The following is a 22,060-nucleotide window of genomic DNA, read 5'->3' on the forward strand; positions in this document are numbered from 1 at the left end:
CTTTGCCTTGTTCTCCTCGGTCACAGTGCCAGCCCACCTTCACGTGCGCCGTCTGCGATTGCTGCAACGCGACCGTGGTACTTGTTGCCGCCGCGGTCGAAGACGACAGCTTCGACACCGGCAGCCTTGGCACGCTCTGCAACGAGTTCGCCAACGCGCTTGGCCTTGGCGGTCTTGTCACCGTCGAATGCACGGAGGTCCGCTTCGAGGGTGGAGGCTGATGCTACGGTCACGCCCTTGGTGTCGTCGACGACCTGCACGAATACGTGGCGGGCCGAACGGTTGACGACCAGGCGGGGACGGACGGCGGTACCGGATACGCGCTTGCGTACACGGAGGTGCCGGCGTCCGCGCGAGGCGGACTTGCTCTTCGAGCTGCGCTTCTTGTTGATGCTCAGACCCATGGTTACTTACCAGCCTTTCCGACCTTGCGGCGGATGATCTCGCCTGCGTAGCGGATGCCCTTGCCCTTGTAGGGGTCAGGCCTGCGCAGCTTGCGGATGGTTGCAGCGACCTCGCCGACCTGCTGCTTGTTGATGCCTGCGACCGAGAGCTTGGTGGGGCTGTCGACGGTCAGGGTGATGCCCTCGGGTGCCTTGACGGCGACCGGGTGGCTGTAACCCAGAGCGAATTCCAGGTCGCTGCCCTTGGCCTGCACACGGTAACCCGTGCCCACGATCTCAAGGTTCTTCTTGTAGCCCTCGGTGACTCCGACGATCATGTTGGAGATCAGCGTGCGGGTGAGGCCGTGCAGCGAACGCGACTCGCGCTCGTCGTTCGGGCGGGAGACGGTGAGGATTCCCTCGTTCAGGGAGACCTCGATGGGGCTGGGAACCGTGTGGCTCAGCTCGCCCTTCGAGCCCTTGACCGAGACCTCGTTGCCGTTGACCGCGATCTCGACACCTGCGGGAACGGTGATGGGGAGACGTCCAATACGTGACATTTTTCTTTCCCTTTCCCGCTACCAGACGTAGGCGAGGACTTCCCCACCTACACCCTTCTTGGATGCCTGGCGGTCCGTGAGCAGACCGGAGGACGTGGACAGGATGGCGATGCCGAGGCCGCCGAGCACGTGGGGCAGGTTCGTGGACTTGGCGTACACGCGCAGGCCGGGCTTGGAGATACGGCGGATGCCGGCGATGGAACGCTGGCGGTCCGGTCCGAACTTGAGGTCGATGGTCAGCTTCTTGCCGACCTCCGCTTCCTCTTCCTTCCAGCCGGCGATGTAGCCCTCGGCCTTCAGGATGTCCGCTACGCGGGCCTTCAGCTTGCTGTACGGCATGGACACGGAGTCGTGGTAAGCCGAGTTTGCATTGCGCAGACGCGTGAGCATGTCTGCGACAGGATCTGTCATTGTCATGTGGGCTCTTGCCCTTCCTCGAAACGGTTTCCGGATTCCGGCCGGCACACGCGGTGACGGCTGGAGCGGACCTGCAACGTAGTTAGATTAATCTTCGGATTTGAAGGGGAAGCCAAGCGCCTTGAGGAGCGCGCGGCCCTCGGCGTCGGTCTTGGCGGTGGTGACGACGGTGATGTCCATGCCACGTACGCGGTCGATACGGTCCTGGTCGATCTCGTGGAACATCGACTGCTCCGTGAGGCCGAAGGTGTAGTTGCCGTTGCCGTCGAACTGCTTGCCGTTGAGCCCCCGGAAGTCGCGGATACGGGGCAGGGCGAGGGAGATCAGGCGGTCCGTGAATTCCCACATGCGGTCGCCACGCAGGGTAGCGTGCGCACCGATGGGCATTCCTTCGCGGAGCTTGAACTGGGCGATGGACTTGCGGGCCTTGGTGACCTGCGGCTTCTGGCCCGTGATCGCGGTGAGGTCCTTGACGGCCCCGTCGATCAGCTTGGAGTCCTTGGCGGCGTCACCGACACCCATGTTCACGACGACCTTGACCAGGCGGGGAACCTGGTTGACGTTCGCGTAGCTGAACTCTTCCTGCAGCGCAGCCTTGATCTCGGACGCGTAGCGTGCCTTGAGGCGGGGAAGAACCCGGGTTTCTGCGGTTTCGACAGTCATTACAGATCCTTCCCTGATGACTTGGCCACGCGGATGCGGACAACGCGCTCGCGGCCGTCACGCTCGACGGTCTCGGTGCGGAATCCGACGCGGGTCGGCTTCTTGGTCTCGGGATCGACGACGGCGACGTTGCTGATGTGCACGGGTGCCTCAACGACCTCGATGCCACCGGTCTTGGTGCCGCGCTGCGACTGCCCGACCTTGGTGTGCTTGGTGATCCGGTTGATGCCTTCCACGAGGACGCGGTTGGTCTCGGGGAACACCTTCAGCACCTTGCCCTGCTTGCCGCGGTCTCCGCCGCGCTCCTGCTTGGCTCCGGTGATGACCTGGACGAGGTCACCCTTCTTGATCTTGAGCTTTGTCTTCTGTGCCATGGACTACAGCACCTCCGGCGCCAGCGAGATGATCTTCATGAAACGCTTGTCGCGGAGCTCGCGACCGACAGGGCCGAAGATACGGGTACCGCGGGGGTCGCCGTCGTTCTTCAGGATCACTGCTGCGTTCTCGTCAAACTTGATGTAGGAACCGTCCGCGCGGCGGCGTTCCTTCTTGGTGCGGACGATGACCGCCTTGACGACGTCGCCCTTCTTGACGTTGCCGCCGGGGATCGCGTCCTTCACGGTGGCGACGATGACGTCGCCGATGCCTGCGTAGCGGCGCCCGGATCCTCCGAGAACGCGGATGGTCAAGATTTCCTTGGCCCCCGTGTTGTCGGCGACCTTTAGCCGCGACTCCTGCTGAATCACTGATTACTCCTGTCGTCGCGCCGGTTCTCTTGTCGAGCCTTGCGGAACGGATATGGGTGGGCCCCGTAATACTGGTACTCACCACGTGCACGCCTAGGCGCGCGTCCATGCGTCGAACGTCCGCACGGTGGGATTGTGGTGAACAAGATTATCGGGCTTTTGCCTATGTGCCCGGTGTGAAGGAAACCCCTGAGGGACGCCCTGCGAGGAAACCTCGTGAGGGCATGCGCCAGCCCACCAGACAGACAAGATTCTTATAGTATCGCGAAGATGCCCCGGACACGAAATCGTGTCCGGGGCATCGTCGGTGGTGCCGGCGGGGCCGGCTCCAGGATGGTGCTGGTGCTGGTGCTACTTGGCCTTCTCGATGACCTCGACCAGTCGCCACCGCTTGGTGGCGGACAGCGGGCGGGTCTCGCTGATCAGGACCATGTCGCCGATGCCGGCGACGTTCTGCTCGTCGTGCGCCTTGACCTTGGAGCTGCGGCGAAGCACCTTGCCGTACAGGCCGTGCTTCACGCGGTCCTCGACCTCGACCACGATGGTCTTCTCCATCTTGTCGGAGACGACGTAGCCACGGCGTACCTTGCGGTAGCCGCGCGAGTCGGCGTCGTGGACGGCCTTCTCGGTTCCTACGGTCTCGCTCTGCTGCTCACTCATTTGGCGTCCTCCTCAGAAGCCTCGGTGTCCACGGAAGGTTCGTCCTTCGTGGAGGCCTTCTTGGCTTTCTTGGGCTTGTCCGCCTTCGCGGGCTTAGCTTCCTCGACGGGAGCTACGACCTCGGGACGGAGACCCAGTTCACGCTCGCGCAGCACCGTGTAGATGCGGGCGATATCGCGCTTGACCGAGCGAAGGCGACCGTGGCTTTCGAGCTGGCCGGTGGCCGACTGGAAGCGGAGGTTGAACAGCTCCTCCTTGGCCTTGCGCAGTTCTTCCACCAGGCGGTCCTTATCGAAGCCGTCCAGCTGGTCTGTTGCCAGTTCCTTTGAACCCAGAGCCATAACTATTCACCACCCTCACGACGCACGATGCGTGCCTTCAGCGGCAGCTTGTGGATCGCGAGGCGCAGGGCTTCGCGGGCTACCTCTTCGGTTACTCCGGACAGTTCAAAGAGAACACGGCCCGGCTTGACGTTGGCCACCCACCACTCGGGCGAACCCTTACCGGAACCCATGCGGGTCTCGGCAGGCTTCTTGGTCAACGGGCGGTCCGGATAGATGTTGATCCAGACCTTTCCGCCACGCTTGATGTGGCGGGTCATGGCGATACGAGCGGACTCGATCTGGCGGTTGGTGACGTATGCCGGGCTCAGAGCCTGGATACCCCATTCGCCAAAGCTGACCTCGGTACCGCCGGTCGCAGCGCCGGAACGACCCGGGTGGTGCTGCTTACGGAACTTGACTCGACGTGGGATAAGCATTTAAGCCTGTCCTCCTTCAGTCGCAGCGGGGGCTGCGGCGGTCTCGGCGGGTGCCGGAGCACCCTGGCCCTCGGAGCGCTCGGGTGCACGACGACGACGGTCGCCTCCACGGTCGCCACCGCGGTCGGCACCGGCAGGGCCACGGCCCGGACGGTCTCCACCACGGCCACGCGAGGGAGCTGCTGCAGCCTGGGCTGCGAGTTCCTTCGCCGTGACGTCACCCTTGTAGATCCAGACCTTCACGCCGATACGGCCGAAGGTGGTCTTCGCTTCGAAGAAGCCGTAGTCGATGTTGGCACGGAGCGTGTGCAGGGGAACGCGTCCCTCGCGGTAGAACTCCGAGCGGCTCATTTCGGCGCCACCCAGGCGACCGGAGCACTGGACACGGATGCCCTTGGCGCCGGCACGCTGTGCGGACTGCATGGCCTTCTTCATCGCGCGGCGGAAGGCCACGCGGGAGGAAAGCTGCTCGGCGATGCCCTGGGCAACGAGCTGTGCTTCGATCTCGGGGTTCTTGACCTCGAGGATGTTCAGCTGGACCTGCTTGCCCGTGAGCTTCTCGAGCTCGCCGCGGATGCGGTCCGCCTCTGCTCCACGGCGGCCGATGACGATGCCGGGACGTGCCGTGTGGATGTCCACGCGGACGCGGTCCCGGGTGCGCTCGATCTCGACCTTCGCGATGCCGGCCCGGTCCATGCCGGTCGACATGAGCTGGCGGATCTTGATGTCTTCGCGGACGAAGTCACGGTAGCGCTGGCCCGGCTTGTTGCTGTCGGCGAACCAGTGTGACCTGTGGTCGGTGGTGATGCCGAGTCGGAACCCGTGCGGGTTTACTTTCTGTCCCACTTAGCGGACCTCCACTTTCTCAGGGGTAGCGACGACAACCGTGATGTGGCTGGTCCGCTTGTTGATGCGGAACGCGCGGCCCTGGGCACGCGGACGGAACCGCTTCATCGTGGGGCCTTCATCGACGAATGCTTCGCTGATGATGAGGTTGTCCTCGTCGAAGGCAACGCCGTCACGGTCCGCGAGGACTCGTGCGTTGGCCATCGCCGACTGGACCACCTTGAAAACCGGCTCCGAAGCAACCTGTGGGGCAAACTTCAGAATAGCCAGAGCCTCATTCGCCTGCTTACCACGAACAAGGTTGACGACGCGCCGGGCCTTCATAGGCGTTACGCGGATATGACGCGCAATAGCCTTGGCTTCCATTGCTTTCCTTCTCTCGTCTTAGCCGTAAGAGCAGCGCCTAGCGGCGCTTGCCCTTGCGGTCGTCCTTAACATGGCCGCGGAAAGTCCGCGTGGGAGCGAATTCGCCGAGCTTGTGCCCGACCATCGACTCGGTGACAAACACCGGGATGTGCTTGCGCCCGTCGTGCACCGCGATCGTGTGCCCGAGCATGTCGGGGATGATCATGGAGCGGCGGGACCACGTCTTGATGACGTTCTTCGTGCCCGTTTCGTTCTCGCGAGCGACCTTTACGAAAAGGTGCTGATCGACGAAGGGGCCTTTCTTCAGGCTGCGTGGCATGTCTCCAGGCTCCTATCGCTTGTTCTTGCCGGAACGACGGCGACGCACGATGAGTGAGTCGCTCTCTTTGTTGGGGCGACGGGTACGGCCTTCGGCCTTACCGTTCGGGTTGACCGGGTGGCGTCCACCGGAGGTCTTGCCCTCGCCACCACCGTGCGGGTGGTCGACCGGGTTCATGGCGACACCGCGGACGGTCGGGCGGATGCCCTTCCAGCGGTTACGGCCAGCCTTGCCCCAGTTGATGTTCGACTGCTCGGCGTTGCCGACCTCGCCGATCGTCGCGCGGCAGCGGACATCGACGTTGCGGATCTCGCCGGAGGGCAGTCGCAGCTGGGCGAAGCGGCCTTCCTTGGCGACGAGCTGGACCGATGCACCGGCGGAGCGTGCCATCTTCGCGCCGCCGCCTGGGCGGAGCTCGACGGCGTGGATGACGGTACCGACGGGGATGTTGCGCAGCGGCAGGTTGTTGCCGGGCTTGATGTCGGCCCCGGCCCCGGCCTCGACGAAGTCGCCCTGCTTGAGCTTGTTCGGCGCGACGATGTAGCGCTTGGTGCCGTCGACGTAGTGCAGGAGGGCGATGCGCGCGGTGCGGTTGGGATCGTACTCGATCTCGGCAACGCGGGCGTCGACGCCGTCCTTGTCGTGGCGGCGGAAGTCGATCAGGCGGTACTGGCGCTTGTGTCCACCGCCCTTGTGGCGGGTCGTGATCTTACCGGTGTTGTTTCGTCCACCCTTCTTGGGAAGGGGACGGACCAACGACTTTTCCGGCGTCGACCGTGTGATTTCAGCGAAGTCGGCAACGCTCGAGCCACGACGGCCCGGGGTTGTCGGCTTGTATTTACGGATTCCCATAACTCAATTCCTCGTTAAAGTGGTCTCCGCTCTAGGAGAGCGGACCGCCGAAGATGTCGATCGAGCCCTCTTTGAGGGACACGATGGCACGCTTGGTGCCCTTGCGCTGGCCCCAGCCGAACTTGGTGCGCTTGCGCTTGCCAACCCGGTTGATGGTGTTGATGGAGTCGACCTTCACGGAGAAGATCTTCTCGACCGCCAGCTTGATTTCTTCCTTGTTCGAACGCGGGTCGACCAGGAAGGTGTACTTGCCTTCGTCGATCAGGCCGTAGCTCTTCTCCGAGACGACGGGTGCAATGACGACGTCGCGCGGATCCTTTGCGATGGTGCCGCTCACTTGGCATCCTCCTCGGAGATGACAGCAGACGCACCGACGAACTGGTCGTAGGCGGCCTTGGTGAAGATCACGTCATCGGAGACCAGCACGTCGTACGTGTTGAGCTGGTCTACGTAGAGGACGTGCACTGCGGGGACGTTGCGCACGGACAGTGCGGCGACGTCGTTGGCACGCTCGATGACCACGAGCAGGCGGGGCCGCTCGGAGATCGAACGCAGGGTCTCGATGGCACCCTTGGTCGACGGCTTGTCGCCGGCAACCAGGGAATCGAGGACGTGGATGCGGCCGTTGCGTGCCCGGTCCGAGAGCGCTCCGCGCAGGGCGGCGGCGATCATCTTCTTGGGGGTGCGCTGGCTGTAGTCGCGGGGCGTGGGCCCGTGGACGATACCGCCACCGGTCATCTGCGGAGCGCGGATCGAGCCCTGGCGGGCGCGGCCCGTTCCCTTCTGCTTGAACGGCTTGCGGCCTGCGCCGCTCACCTCGGCGCGGGTCTTCGTCTTGTGGGTACCCTGACGGGCAGCCGCAAGCTGGGCCACGACGACCTGGTGCAGCAGCGGGATGTTGGTCTGTGCGTCGAAGATCTCCGCGGGGAAATCGACATTTACAGTGTTGGCAGCCATGTGGCTATGCTCCCTTCACGGCGGTGCGTACGAGGACGACCTGGCCGCGGGCGCCGGGTACGGCACCCTTGATCAGCAGCAGCGACTTCTCGGCGTCGACAGCGTGAACTTTGAGGTTCAGCGTGGTCTGACGAACGGCACCCATGCGGCCTGCCATTTTCATTCCACGGAAGACGCGGCTGGGGGTGGATGCTCCACCGATGGAACCGGGCTTGCGGTGGTTCTTGTGGGCACCGTGCGAGGCTCCAACACCGTGGAACCCGTGGCGCTTCATGACACCGGCGAAACCCTTGCCCTTGGTGGTGCCGATGACGTCGACGGTCTGGCCGGCCTCGAACATCTCCACGGAGAGTTCCTGGCCGAGCGAGTAGGTGTCGGCGTCGGACGTGCGCAGCTCGACCACGTGACGGCGGGGCGTGACGCCTGCCTTGTCGAAGTGGCCGGCGAGCGGCTTGGTGACCTTGCGGGGATCGATCTGGCCGAAGCCGATCTGGACGGCCGTGTAGCCGTCCTTGTCCTCGCTGAGGAGCTGGGTGATGACGTTCGAGTCCGCCTGGACGACGGTGACGGGGATGAGGATGTTGTTCTCATCCCAGACCTGGGTCATGCCGAGCTTGATGCCCAGCAGGCCCTTGACCTGGCGCGTAAGTGAAGTAGACATATGTATCCGCTCTCCCTTACAGCTTGATTTCGATGTTCACGTCCGCAGGCAGGTCGAGACGCATCAGCGAATCGACGGCCTTGGGCGTGGGGTCAATGATGTCGATCAGACGCTTGTGAGTACGCATCTCAAAGTGCTCACGGCTGTCCTTGTACTTGTGCGGGGACCGGATGACAACGAAAACGTTCTTCTCCGTGGGCAGCGGCACGGGGCCCACTACCGTTGCGCCTGCGCGCGTCACCGTCTCAACGATCTTCCGCGCTGAAACATCAATGACCTCGTGGTCATATGACTTCAGCCGGATGCGGATTTTCTGTCCCGCCATGGCGTCTCGACTCTCTCTCTACATAACTGCCTGGGCAGTTCCGGTACGTACGTACATTTCCTGCGTCCGTTGTGCGACGCGTCCTGATCAGGCTGAATCCGGAAGGATCCGGGTTCCTCACCCTGCCAGGTCTCCGACCCCCGCGCTCGGGCGTGTCGTGTTTCCTGGACACACACGGTCCGCGAATTCCGGCCGAGCCGAACGGGGTGGATTATATTTGGGCCGCACGTGCCGGCGGACCGGATCCCTGCATCAGGCATTATCCTGACCGGGAGGAGGTCTCAGACCGCGCGCGCGAGCGCTTGAACAACTTGTCCAGTGTGGCAGAGACGCCGGGATAACGCCAATCGGGAGGGCCCTGCCACTCCCCCGCCCGACCATCCTCCACCCGAAGACAGGTAGGAAGACCCGGGTCGAAGAGGGCGCCGCGTCGCTAGTGTGAGGGGTCCCACCAGTACGAGAGGAGTTCGGCCATGCTCAGCCCCAACAAGACGACGACGATCCTGCCCGTGAAGGACATGGATCGTGCGCGAAATTTCTATGAGGGGTCCCTCGGGCTCACCGCGATGGGCCCCATGGACCACGGGACCATCACGTTCAGCGACGACGGACACAGCGGAATACAACAGCTCATGCTCAAGCCGGACGCTGTTCCGTCCGGCAACACGGAGATCAGTTTCGAGGTCGAGGACCTCGCGACGGAACTGGAAGCCCTCGAATCGCGAGGGGTGAAATTCGAGGACTACGACCTGCCCGGCTTGAAGACCGTCAACCACATCGCGGAGGACGGGATGGGCAGGGCAGCCTGGTTCACCGACACGGAGCAGAACATCCTCTGCCTCCACCAGCTGACGACCTGAACCTCCTCCCCCCTTCAGGGCCACCGGCCGAAGAACCGGCTGTCCGCACCCCAGCACCGACACAAGAAGGGCCCCGCTGCTACAGCAGCGGGGCCCTTCTTGAAAATCACGTCAGCAGTCGGAGGACTACTTCAGGATCTTGGTGACACGTCCCGAACCAACGGTGCGGCCGCCTTCGCGGATCGCGAAGCCGAGGCCCTCTTCCATGGCGATGGGCTGGATGAGCTCTACGGTCATCTCAGTGTTGTCGCCGGGCATGACCATCTCGGTGCCCTCGGGGAGGGTGATGACGCCGGTCACGTCCGTGGTGCGGAAGTAGAACTGCGGACGGTAGTTCGAGTAGAACGGGTTGTGACGCCCGCCCTCGTCCTTGGCCAGGATGTAGACGTTGGCCTCGAAATCGGTGTGCGGGGTGATGGAACCCGGCTTCACGATGACCTGGCCGCGCTCTACGTCCTCGCGCTTGATGCCGCGGAGGAGCAGACCACAGTTCTCGCCTGCCCAAGCCTCGTCGAGCTGCTTGTGGAACATCTCGATACCGGTGACCGTGGTCTTCTGGACCGGGCGGATGCCGACGATCTCGACCTCGGAGTTGATGGCAAGGGTTCCACGCTCGGCGCGGCCGGTGACGACGGTTCCACGACCGGTGATCGTGAAGACGTCCTCGACGGGCATCAGGAAGGGCTTGTCCTTGTCGCGCACGGGGTCCGGCACGTTGTTGTCGACAGCTTCCATCAGTTCCTCGACGGACTTGACCCACTCGGGGTCGCCTTCGAGGGCCTTGAGGCCGGAGACGCGGACGACAGGAGCTTCGTCACCGTCGAAGCCCTGCGAGCTGAGCAGTTCGCGGACCTCCATCTCGACGAGGTCCAGGAGCTCCTCGTCGTCGACCATGTCGGACTTGTTCAGCGCGACCAGCAGGTAGGGGACGCCGACCTGGCGGGCGAGCAGCACGTGCTCGCGGGTCTGCGCCATGGGACCGTCGGTGGCGGCAACCACGAGGATCGCACCATCCATCTGGGCCGCGCCGGTGATCATGTTCTTGATGTAGTCAGCGTGACCGGGGGCGTCTACGTGTGCGTAGTGGCGCTTCTCGGTCTGGTACTCAACGTGCGAGATGTTGATCGTGATGCCGCGCTGCTTCTCCTCGGGAGCCGAGTCGATCGACGCGAAGTCACGCTGCTCGTTGAGGGTGGGGTACTTGTCGTACAGCACCTTGGAAATGGCAGCCGTCAACGTGGTCTTTCCATGGTCAACGTGACCGATGGTGCCGATGTTAACGTGCGGCTTAGTCCGCTCGAACTTTGCCTTCGCCACGGGTTCCTCCTAGAACGTTTGAGAAGATCTGCTTCCCAGCCGCGCTTTTCGCAGCTGAAACTCATGCAAGTCTACTGGGGGCTTTTGTTTTGATGAAATTGCTCTGCACTGCCGGTCCGGCTTGGTCCGGAAGCTGGGAAGCGGGCCGGCCTGCCCTTGGACAGGCCGGCCACGCTTCCCGGGATTCCCGTTTCCGGGAGGGGTTGCTACTCGCCGCGAGTCTTCTGGATGATCTCGTCGGCGACTGCCTTCGGGACCTCGGAGTAGCTGTCGAACTTCATGGAGTACACGGCACGGCCCTGGGTCTTGGACCGCAGGTCACCGATGTAGCCGAACATGCCCGAGAGGGGCACGTGGGCCGTGATGACCTTCACGCCGCTGGCGTCCTCCATGGACTGCATCTGGCCGCGACGGGAGTTGAGGTCGCCGATCACTTCACCCATGTATTCCTCGGGCGTGCGGACCTCCACCTCCATCAGGGGTTCGAGCAGCACGGGCTTCGCCATGCGTGCGGCTTCCTTGAAAGCCATCCGGCCGGCGATCTTGAACGCCATCTCCGAGGAGTCGACGTCGTGGTAGGCGCCGTCGAGCAGGGTCGCCTTGATGCCGACCACGGGGTATCCGGCGAGGACGCCGTCGTTGAGGGCATCCTGGATGCCGGCGTCGACGCTCGGGATGTACTCGCGGGGCACGCGGCCACCGGTCACCTTGTTGTCGAAGGCGTACATGACACCTTCCTCGACCTCCATCGGCTCGATCGCGATCTGGATCTTCGCGAACTGGCCGGAGCCACCCGTCTGCTTCTTGTGGGTGTAGTCGTGCTTCGCGACCTTGCTCCGGATGGTCTCGCGGTAGGCGACCTGGGGCTTGCCCACGTTCGCCTCGACGCGGAACTCGCGGCGCATGCGGTCCACCAGGATGTCCAGGTGGAGCTCGCCCATGCCGGCGATGATCGTCTGACCGGTGTCCTCGTTCAGGGAGACCTGGAACGTGGGATCCTCGGCGGAGAGCTTCTGGATGGCCGTGGACAGCTTCTCCTGGTCACCCTTGGTCTTCGGCTCGATCGCCACCGAGATCACCGGCGCGGGGAAGCTCATGGACTCGAGCACGATCTGGTTCGTCGAGTCGGAGAGGGTGTCACCGGTGGTGGTGTCCTTCAGGCCGATCGCCGCGTAGATGTGTCCGGCCGAAGCCTCCTCGACGGGGATCTCCTTGTTGGCGTGCATCTGGAAGAGCTTCCCGATGCGCTCCTTCTTGCTCTTCGTCGAGTTCACGAGCTGCGTACCGGCCGTGACATGCCCGGAGTACACGCGGATGAACGTCAGCTGGCCGAAGAACGGGTGCGTCGCGACCTTGAACGCGAGGGCCGAGAAAGGCTCCTCCGTGCTGGGCTTGCGCGTGAGCTCGATCTCTTCGTTCCGGGGATCGTGTCCGATCATCGGGGGGACGTCGAGGGGCGAGGGCAGGTAGTCGATGACGGCGTCGAGCATCGGCTGCACACCGCGGTTCTTGAACGCGGAGCCGCAGAGGATCGGGTAGAGCTCGGAGTTGATCGTCATCTTGCGGATGCCGGCCTTGAGCTCGTCGACGGAGATCTCTTCGCCTTCGAGGTACTTGTCCATGAGCTCGTCGGAGGACTCGGCGACGGTCTCGACGAGTGCCGCGCGGTACTCCTCGGCCTTCTCCTTGAGGTCGGCCGGGATCTCCTGGATCTCGTACTTCGCACCCATGGTGACGTCACCCTTGGCATCGCCGGGCCACACGAGGGCGCGCATGTGCAGAAGATCCACGACGCCGATGAAGTCGTTCTCGGCACCGATGGGGAGCTGCAGCACGAGGGGCTTGGCGCCCAGGCGGCTGATGATGGTGTCCACCGTGAAGTAGAAGTCGGCGCCCAGCTTGTCCATCTTGTTGACGAAGCAGATGCGGGGGACCTCGTACTTGTCGGCCTGGCGCCATACGGTCTCCGACTGGGGCTCGACGCCCTCCTTGCCGTCGAACACTGCGACAGCGCCGTCGAGGACGCGCAGCGAACGCTCGACCTCGACCGTGAAGTCCACGTGGCCGGGCGTGTCGATGATGTTGATCTGGTTGTTCTCCCAGAAGCAGGTCACGGCGGCAGACGTGATGGTGATGCCGCGCTCCTTCTCCTGTTCCATCCAGTCGGTGGTGGAGGCGCCGTCGTGCGTCTCGCCGATCTTGTGGTTGACACCCGTGTAGAACAGGATGCGCTCGGTAGTAGTGGTCTTGCCGGCATCGATGTGGGCCATGATGCCGATGTTGCGGACCTTGTTGAGGTCGGTAAGCACGTCCTGTGCCACGGTGTCTCCCTTAATACGAAAATGGAGTTCTGCTGGGCTGCCGGCCGGGCCGGCCCTGGTGGGGAAACGGTCCGGCCGGCAGATCTGCTACCAGCGGTAGTGTGCGAAGGCCTTGTTCGACTCGGCCATCTTGTGCGTGTCCTCGCGGCGCTTGACTGCGGCACCGAGACCGTTCGACGCGTCCAGGATCTCGTTCTGGAGGCGCTCGGTCATGGTCTTCTCGCGGCGGGCCTTGGAGTAGCCCACGAGCCAGCGGAGGGCCAGGGCGGTCGAACGACCGGGCTTGACCTCGACGGGAACCTGGTAGGTCGCGCCACCGACACGACGTGAGCGGACCTCGAGGGTCGGCTTCACGTTGTCCATGGCCTTCTTGAGGGCTGCGACGGGGTCGCCGCCGGACTTGGCGCGTGCGCCTTCGAGTGCGCCGTAGACGATGCGCTCTGCGGTGGACTTCTTGCCGTCGACGAGCACCTTGTTGATCAGCTGCGTGACCAGGGGTGAGCCGTAGACGGGATCGAGTACGAGCGGCCGCTTCGGGGCCGGGCCCTTACGAGGCATATTACTTCTTCTCCATCTTTGCGCCGTAGCGGCTGCGAGCCTGCTTGCGGTTCTTCACGCCCTGGGTGTCGAGCGCGCCACGGATGATCTTGTAGCGGACACCGGGAAGGTCCTTCACACGGCCGCCGCGCACGAGCACGATGGAGTGTTCCTGAAGGTTGTGACCCACACCGGGGATGTAGGCGGTGACTTCGATGCCGCCGTTGAGGCGCACGCGGGCGACCTTGCGCAGGGCCGAGTTCGGCTTCTTCGGGGTGGTGGTGTAGACGCGGGTGCAAACGCCGCGCTTCATGGGGCTGCCCTTCAGTGCGGGCGCCTTGGTCTTGGAGACCTTAGGTGTCCGGCCCTTGCGGACCAGCTGGTTAATCGTAGGCACTTTCGTGTTCTCCGTAATGTCTGAAGTGATCTCTGTCGCCCTACTCCGCGGCGAGGGCGGCTCAGCAGGGCCGCACCATCCAGAAGTCGGGATGATCAGTCGTTTGGCGCAACACCCACTGACAACTGCCGCAGAACGACTGTAGGCGTGCGAAAATGTGGCATTCGTTATACAACTTACGTACAACGCGGAGATACGTTTCGCAACGCCGATCCTCTGCCACACAAACAATTGAGGTCCAGTCTACCAGAGATCGGCGGTGGCCTTTCGCCCCGTCTCCTCCCCCACGTGGTAGGGCAGCCGGGCAGGGACGGGAGAGGCCCCGGACCAGATGGTCCGGGGCCTCTCCTTGTGACGCTCAGGATCAGCGGAAGTCGCTGTTACCCATGTCGTAGTCGTCCAGCGGGATCGCGTGGAACTCGGGGCTCAGGCCGCCCTCGACACCGGCGTAGTCGAAGTCGCTGAACGCGCTCGGACCGGTGAAGAGGTTCGCCTTGGCTTCCTCGGTGGGTTCGACCGTGACCTTCGTGTAGCGGTCCAGGCCGGTGCCGGCCGGGATGAGCTTACCGATGATGACGTTCTCCTTGAGGCCGAGCAGCGGATCGCTCTTGCCTTCCATGGCGGCCTGCGTGAGGACACGCGTGGTCTCCTGGAAGGAAGCGGCCGACAGCCACGACTCGGTGGCGAGCGACGCCTTGGTGATACCCATGAGCTCGGGACGGCCGGATGCCGGCTTCTTGCCCTCGGATACCACGCGGCGGTTCTCGTCCTCGAAGCGGCGACGCTCCGCCAGCTCACCCGGGAGCAGGTCCGACTCGCCGGACTCGATCACGGTGACGCGGCGCAGCATCTGCCGGACGATGACCTCCACGTGCTTGTCGTGGATGCCCACACCCTGGCTGCGGTACACGCGCTGGACTTCGTCCACCAGGAACTCCTGGGCCTTGCGGGGGCCGAGGATACGCAGGATCTGCTTCGGGTCGACCGCACCGAAGACGAGCTGCTGCCCGACCTCGACGTGGTCGCCGTCGGAGACCAGGAGGCGTGCACGGCGCAGGACCGGGTACGCGATCTCCTCGGAGCCGTCGTCGGGGGTGACCACCAGGCGGAGCTGCTTCTCGGCATCTTCGATGGTGACCCGCCCTGCGACCTCGGAGATCGGGGCGACACCCTTGGGGGTACGCGCCTCGAACAGCTCCTGGATACGGGGCAGACCCTGGGTGATGTCCTCCGCCGATGCGACACCACCGGTGTGGAAGGTACGCATGGTCAGCTGCGTGCCCGGCTCACCGATGGACTGCGCGGCGATGATGCCGACAGCCTCTCCGATGTCCACGGTCTTGCCGGTCGCGAGCGAACGGCCGTAGCAGAGGGCACAGGTTCCGACGCTGGACTCACAGGTGAGCACGGAGCGGACCTTGATGTCGGCGATGCCGGCCTCGAACAGTTCACCGATGAGCACGTCTCCGACGTCGGAGCCCGCGGCAGCGAGCACCTGGCCCTTGGAGTCGACGACGTCGGTGGCCAGCGTACGGGCGTACGCCGAGTTCTCGACCTCTTCGTGCAGCACGAGCTCGCCGTCGGCGTTCGGCACGGCGATGGTGACCTTCAGGCCGCGCTCGGTACCGCAGTCGTCCTCGCGGACGATCACGTCCTGCGAGACGTCGACCAGGCGACGGGTCAGGTAACCCGAGTTGGCCGTACGCAGGGCGGTGTCGGCGAGGCCCTTACGGGCACCGTGCGTGGCGATGAAGTACTCCAGGACCGACAGGCCCTCGCGGTACGAGGACTTGATCGGACGAGGGATGATCTCACCCTTCGGGTTGGCCACGAGGCCACGGATACCGGCGATCTGGCGGACCTGCAGCCAGTTACCACGGGCACCGGAGGACACCATGCGGTTGATGGTGTTGTCCTTCGGCATCGCGGCACGCATGGACGCGGCGACCTCGTTGGTGGCCTTGTTCCAGATGTCGATGAGCTCCTGGCGGCGCTCCTCGTCGGCGATCAGGCCCTTGTCGAACTGCGACTGGACCTTGGCGGCCTGCGTCTCGTAGCCCTCCATGATCCCGGCCTTGTTGATCGGCGCGGAGATGTCGGAGATGGCGACGGTGACGCCCGAGCGGGTGGCCCAGTAGAAACCGGCGTCCTTCAAGTTGTCCAGCGTCGCCGCCGTGACCACCTTCGGGTAGCGCTCCGCCAGGTCGTTGACGATCGTCGAGAGCTGGCCCTTGTCGGCGACCTTCTCCACCCAGGGGTAGTCCAGGGGAAGCGTCTCGTTGAAGAGCACCTGTCCGAGCGAGGTCTCGATCAGCGCAGGCGTCCCCGGCTCCCAGCCTTCGGGAGCAGCGATGTCGGCACTGGGCACGAAGTTGTCCACGCGGATCCGCGCCACCGAGTTGAGGTGGAGCGAGCCCATGTCGAACGCCATGATCGCCTCGGCGACGCTGGTGAAGACGCGGCCTTCGCCGGCACTTCCCTCACGCTTGGTGGTGAGGTGGTGCAGGCCGATGATCATGTCCTGCGAGGGCAGGGTGACCGGACGGCCGTCCGACGGCTTCAGGATGTTGTTCGAGGAGAGCATCAGGATGCGCGCCTCCGCCTGGGCCTCGGGGCTCAGCGGCAGGTGGACTGCCATCTGGTCGCCGTCGAAGTCCGCGTTGAACGCACCGCAGACCAGCGGGTGCAGCTGGAGTGCCTTGCCTTCGACGAGCTGCGGCTCGAACGCCTGGATGCCGAGGCGGTGCAGGGTGGGTGCACGGTTCAGCAGCACGGGGTGCTCGGTGATGATCTCCTCGAGGACGTCCCACACCTGGGGGCGGTAACGCTCGACCATGCGCTTGGCGCTCTTGATGTTCTGCGCGTGGTTGAGGTCCACCAGGCGCTTCATCACGAACGGCTTGAAGAGCTCCAGGGCCATCTGCTTGGGCAGACCACACTGGTGCAGCTTCAGCTGCGGGCCGACCACGATGACCGAACGGCCCGAGTAGTCGACGCGCTTGCCGAGGAGGTTCTGGCGGAAACGACCCTGCTTGCCCTTGAGCATGTCCGAGAGGGACTTCAGGGGACGGTTGCCCGGTCCGGTGACCGGACGGCCGCGACGACCGTTGTCGAAAAGGGAGTCGACGGCTTCCTGGAGCATGCGCTTCTCGTTGTTCACGATGATCTCGGGAGCTCCGAGGTCGAGCAGGCGCTTCAGGCGGTTGTTGCGGTTGATGACGCGGCGGTACAGGTCGTTGAGGTCGGACGTCGCGAAGCGGCCACCGTCGAGCTGGACCATCGGGCGCAGTTCCGGCGGGATCACCGGCACGGCGTCGAGGACCATGCCCAGGGGGCTGTTCGTGGTCGTCAGGAACGCGTTGACCACCTTGAGGCGCTTCAGGGCACGCGTCTTCCGCTGGCCCTTGCCATTCTGGATGATGTCGCGCAGCATCTCTGCCTCGGCGGGCATGTCGAAGTTCTCGAGGCGCTTCTTGATCGCCTCGGCGCCCATGGAGCCCTCGAAGTACAGGCCGTAGCGGTCGCGCAGTTCGCGGTAGAGGCCTTCGTCACCCTCGAGGTCGGCGACCTTCAGGGTCTTGAAGCGCTCCCACACCTGGACCAGACGCTCGATGTCGGCGTCTGCGCGCTTGCGGACGTTCGCCATCTGGCGGTCGGCCGAGTCGCGTGCCTTCTTCTTGTCGGCAGCCTTGGCGCCCTCTCCCTCGAGGCGGGCGAGCTCGTCCTCGAGGTCCTTGGCGATCGTGGCGATGTCGGAGTCGCGCTGGTCCGTCATCTGCTTCTTCTCGAGGTCGTGCTCGGCCTGGAGGTTCGGCAGTTCGGCGTGGCGGTTCTCCTCGTCGACCGCGGTGATCATGTAGGCGGCGAAGTAGATGACCTTCTCGAGGTCCTTCGGCGCCAGGTCGAGGAGGTAGCCCAGGCGTGAGGGGACGCCCTTGAAGTACCAGATGTGCGTGACGGGAGCAGCAAGCTCGATGTGGCCCATGCGCTCGCGGCGCACCTTGGCGCGGGTCACCTCGACGCCGCAGCGCTCACAGATGATGCCCTTGAAGCGCACGCGCTTGTACTTGCCGCAGTAGCACTCCCAGTCACGGGAAGGGCCGAAGATCTTCTCGCAGAAGAGGCCGTCCTTCTCGGGCTTGAGCGTGCGGTAGTTGATGGTTTCCGGCTTCTTGACCTCGCCGTAAGACCAGCCGCGGATTTCGTCCGCGGTGGCAAGGCCGATTCGCATGAGGCCGAAGGAGGATTCGCTGGACATAGGGTCCCTGTTCTCTCTTTGTTCTCTAAATTCTTGAAGTCTTATGGGGTGCGGCGAAGAGTGCTGGGCGGGTGCCGGGTGTCCGGCCCGGCGCCTGGAACGGCGGCAACGAAATTTCCTCGGCCGCGGGCGGCCTCCGAAATATTAAAGCCGCCTTCCTCCAGGCGCCGGACCAGACAGGATCCGGATGTCGCCTAGACCTCTTCGACAGAACTCGGCTCGGCCCGTGAGAGGTCGATGCCCAGTTCCTCCGCGGCCCGGAAGACTTCTTCATCCGAGTCACGCATTTCAATCGTGGTGCCGTCGGTGGAGAGGACTTCCACGTTCAGGCAGAGCGACTGCATTTCCTTGATGAGGACCTTGAAGGACTCGGGAACGCCCGGCTCGGGGATGTTCTCGCCCTTGACGATGGCCTCGTACACCTTGACGCGTCCGTGGATGTCGTCCGACTTGATGGTCAGGAGTTCCTGCAGCGTGTAGGCCGCACCGTAGGCCTCGAGGGCCCACACTTCCATCTCGCCGAAGCGCTGGCCGCCGAACTGTGCCTTACCACCCAGCGGCTGCTGCGTGATCATCGAGTACGGGCCGGTGGAGCGCGCGTGGATCTTGTCGTCCACCAGGTGGTGGAGCTTCAGGATGTACATGTAGCCGACCGAGATCGGGTCCGGGAACGGCTCGCCGGAGCGGCCGTCGAACAGGCGCGCCTTGCCGGACTCGCCGATGAGGCGCTGTCCGTCGCGGGTGACGTTCGTGGAGCCGAGCAGGCCGACGATCTCGTCCTCGGTGGCGCCGTCGAACACGGGGGTCGCGACGGTGGTCGAGGAGATCTCCCGGGGAAGGTTCGGGAGGTTCTTCATCCACTCGGGCTCACCCTCGATCTTCCAGCCCTGCTTGGCTGCCCAGCCGAGGTGGATCTCGAGGACCTGGCCGACGTTCATGCGGCCGGGGACACCGAGCGGGTTCAGGACGATGTCGACGGGCGTGCCGTCCTCCATGAAGGGCATGTCCTCGATCGGGAGGATCTTGGAGATGACGCCCTTGTTGCCGTGGCGGCCTGCGAGCTTGTCGCCGTCCGTGATCTTGCGCTTCTGCGCCACGTACACGCGGACGAGCTGGTTGACGCCCGGGGGCAGCTCGTCGTCGTTGTCGCGATCGAAGATGCGGACACCGATGACCGTACCCGACTCACCGTGGGGGACCTTCAGCGAGGTGTCGCGGACTTCGCGGCTCTTCTCGCCGAAGATGGCGCGCAGCAGGCGCTCCTCCGGGGTCAGCTCCGTCTCACCCTTGGGGGTGACGCGGCCGACGAGGATGTCGCCAGCTTCGACCTCGGCACCGATGTGGATGATGCCGCGCTCGTCGAGCGCGCCGAGGACCTCTTCGGAGACGTTCGGGATGTCACGCGTGATCTCCTCGGCACCGAGCTTGGTGTCGCGGGCATCGACTTCGTGCTCCTCGATGTGGATCGACGTCAGGACATCGTCGGAGACGATGCGCTGCGACAAAATGATCGCGTCCTCGAAGTTGTGGCCCTCCCAGGACATGAACGCGACGAGCATGTTCTTGCCCAGTGCGAGCTCACCCTGGTCCGTGGACGGACCGTCGGCGATGATCGTGTTGTACTCGACGCGGTCGCCCTCGGAGACCAGGACGCGCTGGTTGTACGCGTTGCCCTGGTTCGAGCGGGCGAACTTCATGATCGGGTAGTTCGTCTCGGTGCCGTCGTCGTTGAGGATGCTGACCAGGTCGGCCGACACCTCCTTGACCACGCCCGCCTTGTTCGCGGTGACGGCGTCACCGGCGTCGACGGCCGCGTTCTTCTCCATGCCGGTGCCCACGAGGGGACGCTCGGAACGGAGCAGGGGCACGGCCTGGCGCTGCATGTTCGCACCCATGAGGGCGCGGTTCGCGTCGTCGTGCTCCAGGAACGGGATCATCGCGGTGGCGACGGACACCATCTGGCGCGGGGAGACGTCCATGTACTCGACCTCGGTGGGCTCGACGAGCACGGGCTCGCCGGAACCTCCACGGGTACGGACGAGGACCATGTCCTCGATGAACGTGTTCTGCTCACTGAGGGGCGCGTTCGCCTGGGCGATGAGGCGCTCCACCTCGTCGTCCGCGGTGAGGTAGTCGATCTGGTCGGTCACGATGCCGTCGACGACCTTGCGGTACGGGGTCTCGATGAAGCCGAAGGCGTTGATGCGGCCGTACGAGGCGAGCGAACCGATGAGGCCGATGTTCGGGCCTTCAGGGGTCTCGATGGGGCACATGCGTCCGTAGTGCGACGGGTGGACGTCACGGACTTCCATGCCTGCACGGTCACGGGACAGACCACCCGGGCCCAGCGCGGACAGGCGGCGCTTGTGCGTCAGTCCGGCGAGCGGGTTGTTCTGGTCCATGAACTGCGAGAGCTGGGAGGTCCCGAAGAACTCCTTGATCGCGGCGACGACGGGGCGGATGTTGATCAGGGTCTGCGGCGTGATCGCCTCGACGTCCTGGGTGGTCATCCGTTCGCGGACGACGCGCTCCATGCGGGACAGGCCGGTGCGGACCTGGTTCTCGATGAGCTCGCCCACGGCGCGGATGCGGCGGTTGCCGAAGTGGTCGATGTCGTCGACCTCGACGCGGAGTTCGACGTCGCCGCCGTCACGCTTGCCGCCGAGGGTCTTGTCGCCGGCGTGCAGCGCGACCAGGAACTTGATCATCGCGACGATGTCGTTGATGTTCAGCACCGAGGCGTCGGAGTCCGTGAGGTCCTTGTCGATACCGAGCTTGCGGTTGATCTTGTACCGGCCGACCTTGGCGAGGTCGTAGCGCTTCGGGTTGAAGTACAGGTTGTCCAGGAGTGTCTGGGCAGCCTCGACCGTGGGGGGCTCGCCCGGGCGCAGCTTGCGGTAGATGTCAAGGAGGGCGTCCTCGCGGGTCTCCGTCGCGTCCTTCTCCATGGTGGCGCGGATGGAGTCGTACTGGCCGAACTCCTCCAGGATCTGGCCTTCGGTCCAGCCGAGGGCCTTGAGGAGCACCGTGACCGACTGCTTGCGCTTGCGGTCGAGGCGGACGCCGACCTGGTCGCGCTTGTCGATCTCGAGCTCGAACCAGGCACCGCGGGACGGGATGATCTTCGCGCTGAAGATGTCCTTGTCGCTGGTCTTGTCGGCGGTGCGCTCGAAGTAGGCGCCCGGCGAGCGGACCAGCTGCGACACGACGACACGCTCGGTGCCGTTGATGACGAAGGTGCCCTTGTCGGTCATGAGGGGGAAGTCACCCATGAACACGGTCTGCTGCTTGATCTCGCCCGTGTTGTTGTTCATGAACTCGGCCTTGACGTACAGCGGGGCGGAGTAGGTCGCGTCGCGATCCTTGCACTCGGCCATCGTGTACTTGGGGTCTGCGAACTCGGGCTCGGAGAAGCTCAGGGACATGGTGCCCTGGAAGTCCTCGATCGGGGAGATCTCCTCGAAGATGTCTGCCAGACCGGAGGTCGTGGCTACACCCTGCAGTCCCTTCTCCAGCGCTTCCTCAACGCGGGCCTTCCAGCGCTCGTTGCCGACGAGCCAGTCGAAGCTGTCCGTCTGGAGGGCGAGAAGATTGGGAACGTCAAGCGGTTCGTGAATCTTTGCGAATGAGAGCCGGGGTGCGGCGCCGTCGGCGTCGACCTGGCTGGTAGCGGTTGCATTATTAGAGGTGCTCGGGGCGACCAAGAGGGATCCTTCCACAGACCGTCAGGCTTGTCAGCGCATTCGCCTCAGCACCGCCACCGCAGTATGCTGCGGGGATCTCAGTGCTCACCGGATCTGCTCGCGTGCATCCCAACCGTGGGGCCAGGTTAAACGACGAGAGCAGAAGAAAGCC

Annotated in this window: 24 protein-coding genes; 1 reads left to right on the forward strand and 23 read right to left on the reverse strand. The window is 64.3% G+C overall.

Annotated elements, in window-relative coordinates; genetic code table 11:
• Positions 1-20: 20 nt before the first annotated feature.
• From rplR to rpsJ, 17 genes are all read right to left on the reverse strand, one after another.
• A complete protein-coding gene (gene rplR, locus ACIQCY_RS04695; protein ID WP_400482726.1) occupies positions 21-404 on the reverse strand; it encodes a 50S ribosomal protein L18 in 384 nt (127 codons plus the stop codon).
• Positions 405-406: 2 nt separating this feature from the next.
• Positions 407-943: a 50S ribosomal protein L6 gene (gene rplF / locus ACIQCY_RS04700; RefSeq protein ID WP_400482727.1), complete on the reverse strand. Its 537-nt coding sequence runs from the start codon at positions 941-943 to the stop codon at positions 407-409.
• 18 nt (positions 944-961) lie between these two features.
• Positions 962-1,360, reverse strand: coding sequence for a 30S ribosomal protein S8 (gene rpsH / locus ACIQCY_RS04705; protein ID WP_043440638.1), 399 nt, complete (start codon positions 1,358-1,360; stop codon positions 962-964).
• A gap of 87 nt (positions 1,361-1,447) precedes the next feature.
• Positions 1,448-2,023: a 50S ribosomal protein L5 gene (gene rplE, locus ACIQCY_RS04710; RefSeq protein ID WP_400482728.1), complete on the reverse strand. Its 576-nt coding sequence runs from the start codon at positions 2,021-2,023 to the stop codon at positions 1,448-1,450.
• The gene (rplX, locus tag ACIQCY_RS04715) at positions 2,023-2,397 is read right to left on the reverse strand and encodes a 50S ribosomal protein L24 (protein WP_400482729.1); all 375 of its coding nucleotides are present in this window, start codon (positions 2,395-2,397) and stop codon (positions 2,023-2,025) included. Before rplX ends, rplE begins: the two co-directional genes overlap by 1 nt.
• Before the next feature lie 3 nt (positions 2,398-2,400).
• Positions 2,401-2,769 carry a 50S ribosomal protein L14 gene (rplN, locus tag ACIQCY_RS04720; protein ID WP_049829173.1) on the reverse strand — a complete coding sequence of 123 codons (369 nt, stop codon included), beginning with the start codon at positions 2,767-2,769 and terminating at the stop codon, positions 2,401-2,403.
• Positions 2,770-3,120: 351 nt separating this feature from the next.
• Positions 3,121-3,429 carry a 30S ribosomal protein S17 gene (gene rpsQ / locus ACIQCY_RS04725; RefSeq protein ID WP_400482730.1) on the reverse strand — a complete coding sequence of 103 codons (309 nt, stop codon included), beginning with the start codon at positions 3,427-3,429 and terminating at the stop codon, positions 3,121-3,123.
• Complete coding sequence (gene rpmC / locus ACIQCY_RS04730) at positions 3,426-3,770, reverse strand: 50S ribosomal protein L29 (protein ID WP_400482731.1); 345 nt, start codon at positions 3,768-3,770, stop codon at positions 3,426-3,428. Before rpmC ends, rpsQ begins: the two co-directional genes overlap by 4 nt.
• Before the next feature lie 2 nt (positions 3,771-3,772).
• Positions 3,773-4,189: a 50S ribosomal protein L16 gene (gene rplP / locus ACIQCY_RS04735; protein ID WP_087030089.1), complete on the reverse strand. Its 417-nt coding sequence runs from the start codon at positions 4,187-4,189 to the stop codon at positions 3,773-3,775.
• Positions 4,190-5,035 carry a 30S ribosomal protein S3 gene (rpsC, locus tag ACIQCY_RS04740; RefSeq protein ID WP_087076893.1) on the reverse strand — a complete coding sequence of 282 codons (846 nt, stop codon included), beginning with the start codon at positions 5,033-5,035 and terminating at the stop codon, positions 4,190-4,192.
• Entirely contained in the window at positions 5,036-5,401 is a 366-nt protein-coding gene (gene rplV, locus ACIQCY_RS04745) for a 50S ribosomal protein L22 (protein ID WP_055768073.1), read from the reverse strand.
• Positions 5,402-5,438: 37 nt separating this feature from the next.
• Complete coding sequence (gene rpsS, locus ACIQCY_RS04750; RefSeq protein ID WP_104050958.1) at positions 5,439-5,720, reverse strand: 30S ribosomal protein S19; 282 nt, start codon at positions 5,718-5,720, stop codon at positions 5,439-5,441.
• Positions 5,721-5,732: 12 nt separating this feature from the next.
• Positions 5,733-6,572, reverse strand: a complete 840-nt coding sequence (gene rplB, locus ACIQCY_RS04755; protein ID WP_055768070.1) for a 50S ribosomal protein L2 — start codon at positions 6,570-6,572, stop codon at positions 5,733-5,735.
• Between the two features lie 31 nt (positions 6,573-6,603).
• Positions 6,604-6,909, reverse strand: coding sequence for a 50S ribosomal protein L23 (rplW, locus tag ACIQCY_RS04760; protein ID WP_026531955.1), 306 nt, complete (start codon positions 6,907-6,909; stop codon positions 6,604-6,606).
• Positions 6,906-7,529 (reverse strand): 50S ribosomal protein L4, encoded by a 624-nt coding sequence (gene rplD, locus ACIQCY_RS04765; protein ID WP_400482732.1) that lies wholly within the window; start codon positions 7,527-7,529, stop codon positions 6,906-6,908. The genes rplW and rplD overlap by 4 nt, the downstream gene beginning before the upstream one ends.
• A 4-nt stretch (positions 7,530-7,533) precedes the next feature.
• Positions 7,534-8,190: a 50S ribosomal protein L3 gene (gene rplC, locus ACIQCY_RS04770; protein WP_400482733.1), complete on the reverse strand. Its 657-nt coding sequence runs from the start codon at positions 8,188-8,190 to the stop codon at positions 7,534-7,536.
• 16 nt (positions 8,191-8,206) lie between these two features.
• On the reverse strand, positions 8,207-8,515 hold the full coding sequence (gene rpsJ, locus ACIQCY_RS04775; RefSeq protein WP_026531952.1) for a 30S ribosomal protein S10: 309 nt from the start codon (positions 8,513-8,515) through the stop codon (positions 8,207-8,209).
• Between the two features lie 473 nt (positions 8,516-8,988).
• Here rpsJ and ACIQCY_RS04780 point away from each other — a divergent pair, with 473 nt between their 5' ends.
• On the forward strand, positions 8,989-9,375 hold the full coding sequence (locus tag ACIQCY_RS04780; RefSeq protein WP_400482734.1) for a VOC family protein: 387 nt from the start codon (positions 8,989-8,991) through the stop codon (positions 9,373-9,375).
• A 126-nt stretch (positions 9,376-9,501) separates the two neighbouring features.
• On the opposite strand, the gene tuf is transcribed toward ACIQCY_RS04780, so the two are convergent.
• The 6 genes from tuf to rpoB all read right to left on the reverse strand — a co-directional run bounded on the left by tuf (position 9,502) and on the right by rpoB (position 21,909).
• On the reverse strand, positions 9,502-10,692 hold the full coding sequence (gene tuf, locus ACIQCY_RS04785; protein ID WP_400482735.1) for an elongation factor Tu: 1,191 nt from the start codon (positions 10,690-10,692) through the stop codon (positions 9,502-9,504).
• A 206-nt stretch (positions 10,693-10,898) separates the two neighbouring features.
• Positions 10,899-13,013, reverse strand: coding sequence for an elongation factor G (fusA, locus tag ACIQCY_RS04790; RefSeq protein ID WP_400482736.1), 2,115 nt, complete (start codon positions 13,011-13,013; stop codon positions 10,899-10,901).
• 87 nt (positions 13,014-13,100) lie between these two features.
• Positions 13,101-13,571, reverse strand: coding sequence for a 30S ribosomal protein S7 (gene rpsG / locus ACIQCY_RS04795; RefSeq protein WP_087076905.1), 471 nt, complete (start codon positions 13,569-13,571; stop codon positions 13,101-13,103).
• 1 nt (position 13,572) lies between these two features.
• Complete coding sequence (gene rpsL, locus ACIQCY_RS04800) at positions 13,573-13,947, reverse strand: 30S ribosomal protein S12 (protein WP_120147087.1); 375 nt, start codon at positions 13,945-13,947, stop codon at positions 13,573-13,575.
• Between the two features lie 364 nt (positions 13,948-14,311).
• Positions 14,312-18,205, reverse strand: a complete 3,894-nt coding sequence (locus tag ACIQCY_RS04805; protein ID WP_400482737.1) for a DNA-directed RNA polymerase subunit beta' — start codon at positions 18,203-18,205, stop codon at positions 14,312-14,314.
• A 194-nt stretch (positions 18,206-18,399) separates the two neighbouring features.
• Positions 18,400-21,909 carry a DNA-directed RNA polymerase subunit beta gene (rpoB, locus tag ACIQCY_RS04810; protein WP_400482738.1) on the reverse strand — a complete coding sequence of 1,170 codons (3,510 nt, stop codon included), beginning with the start codon at positions 21,907-21,909 and terminating at the stop codon, positions 18,400-18,402.
• Between the last annotated feature and the right edge of the window lie 151 nt (positions 21,910-22,060).

Source organism: Arthrobacter sp. NPDC092385, assembly GCF_044755105.1.
Classification (GTDB): domain Bacteria; phylum Actinomycetota; class Actinomycetes; order Actinomycetales; family Micrococcaceae; genus Arthrobacter_D.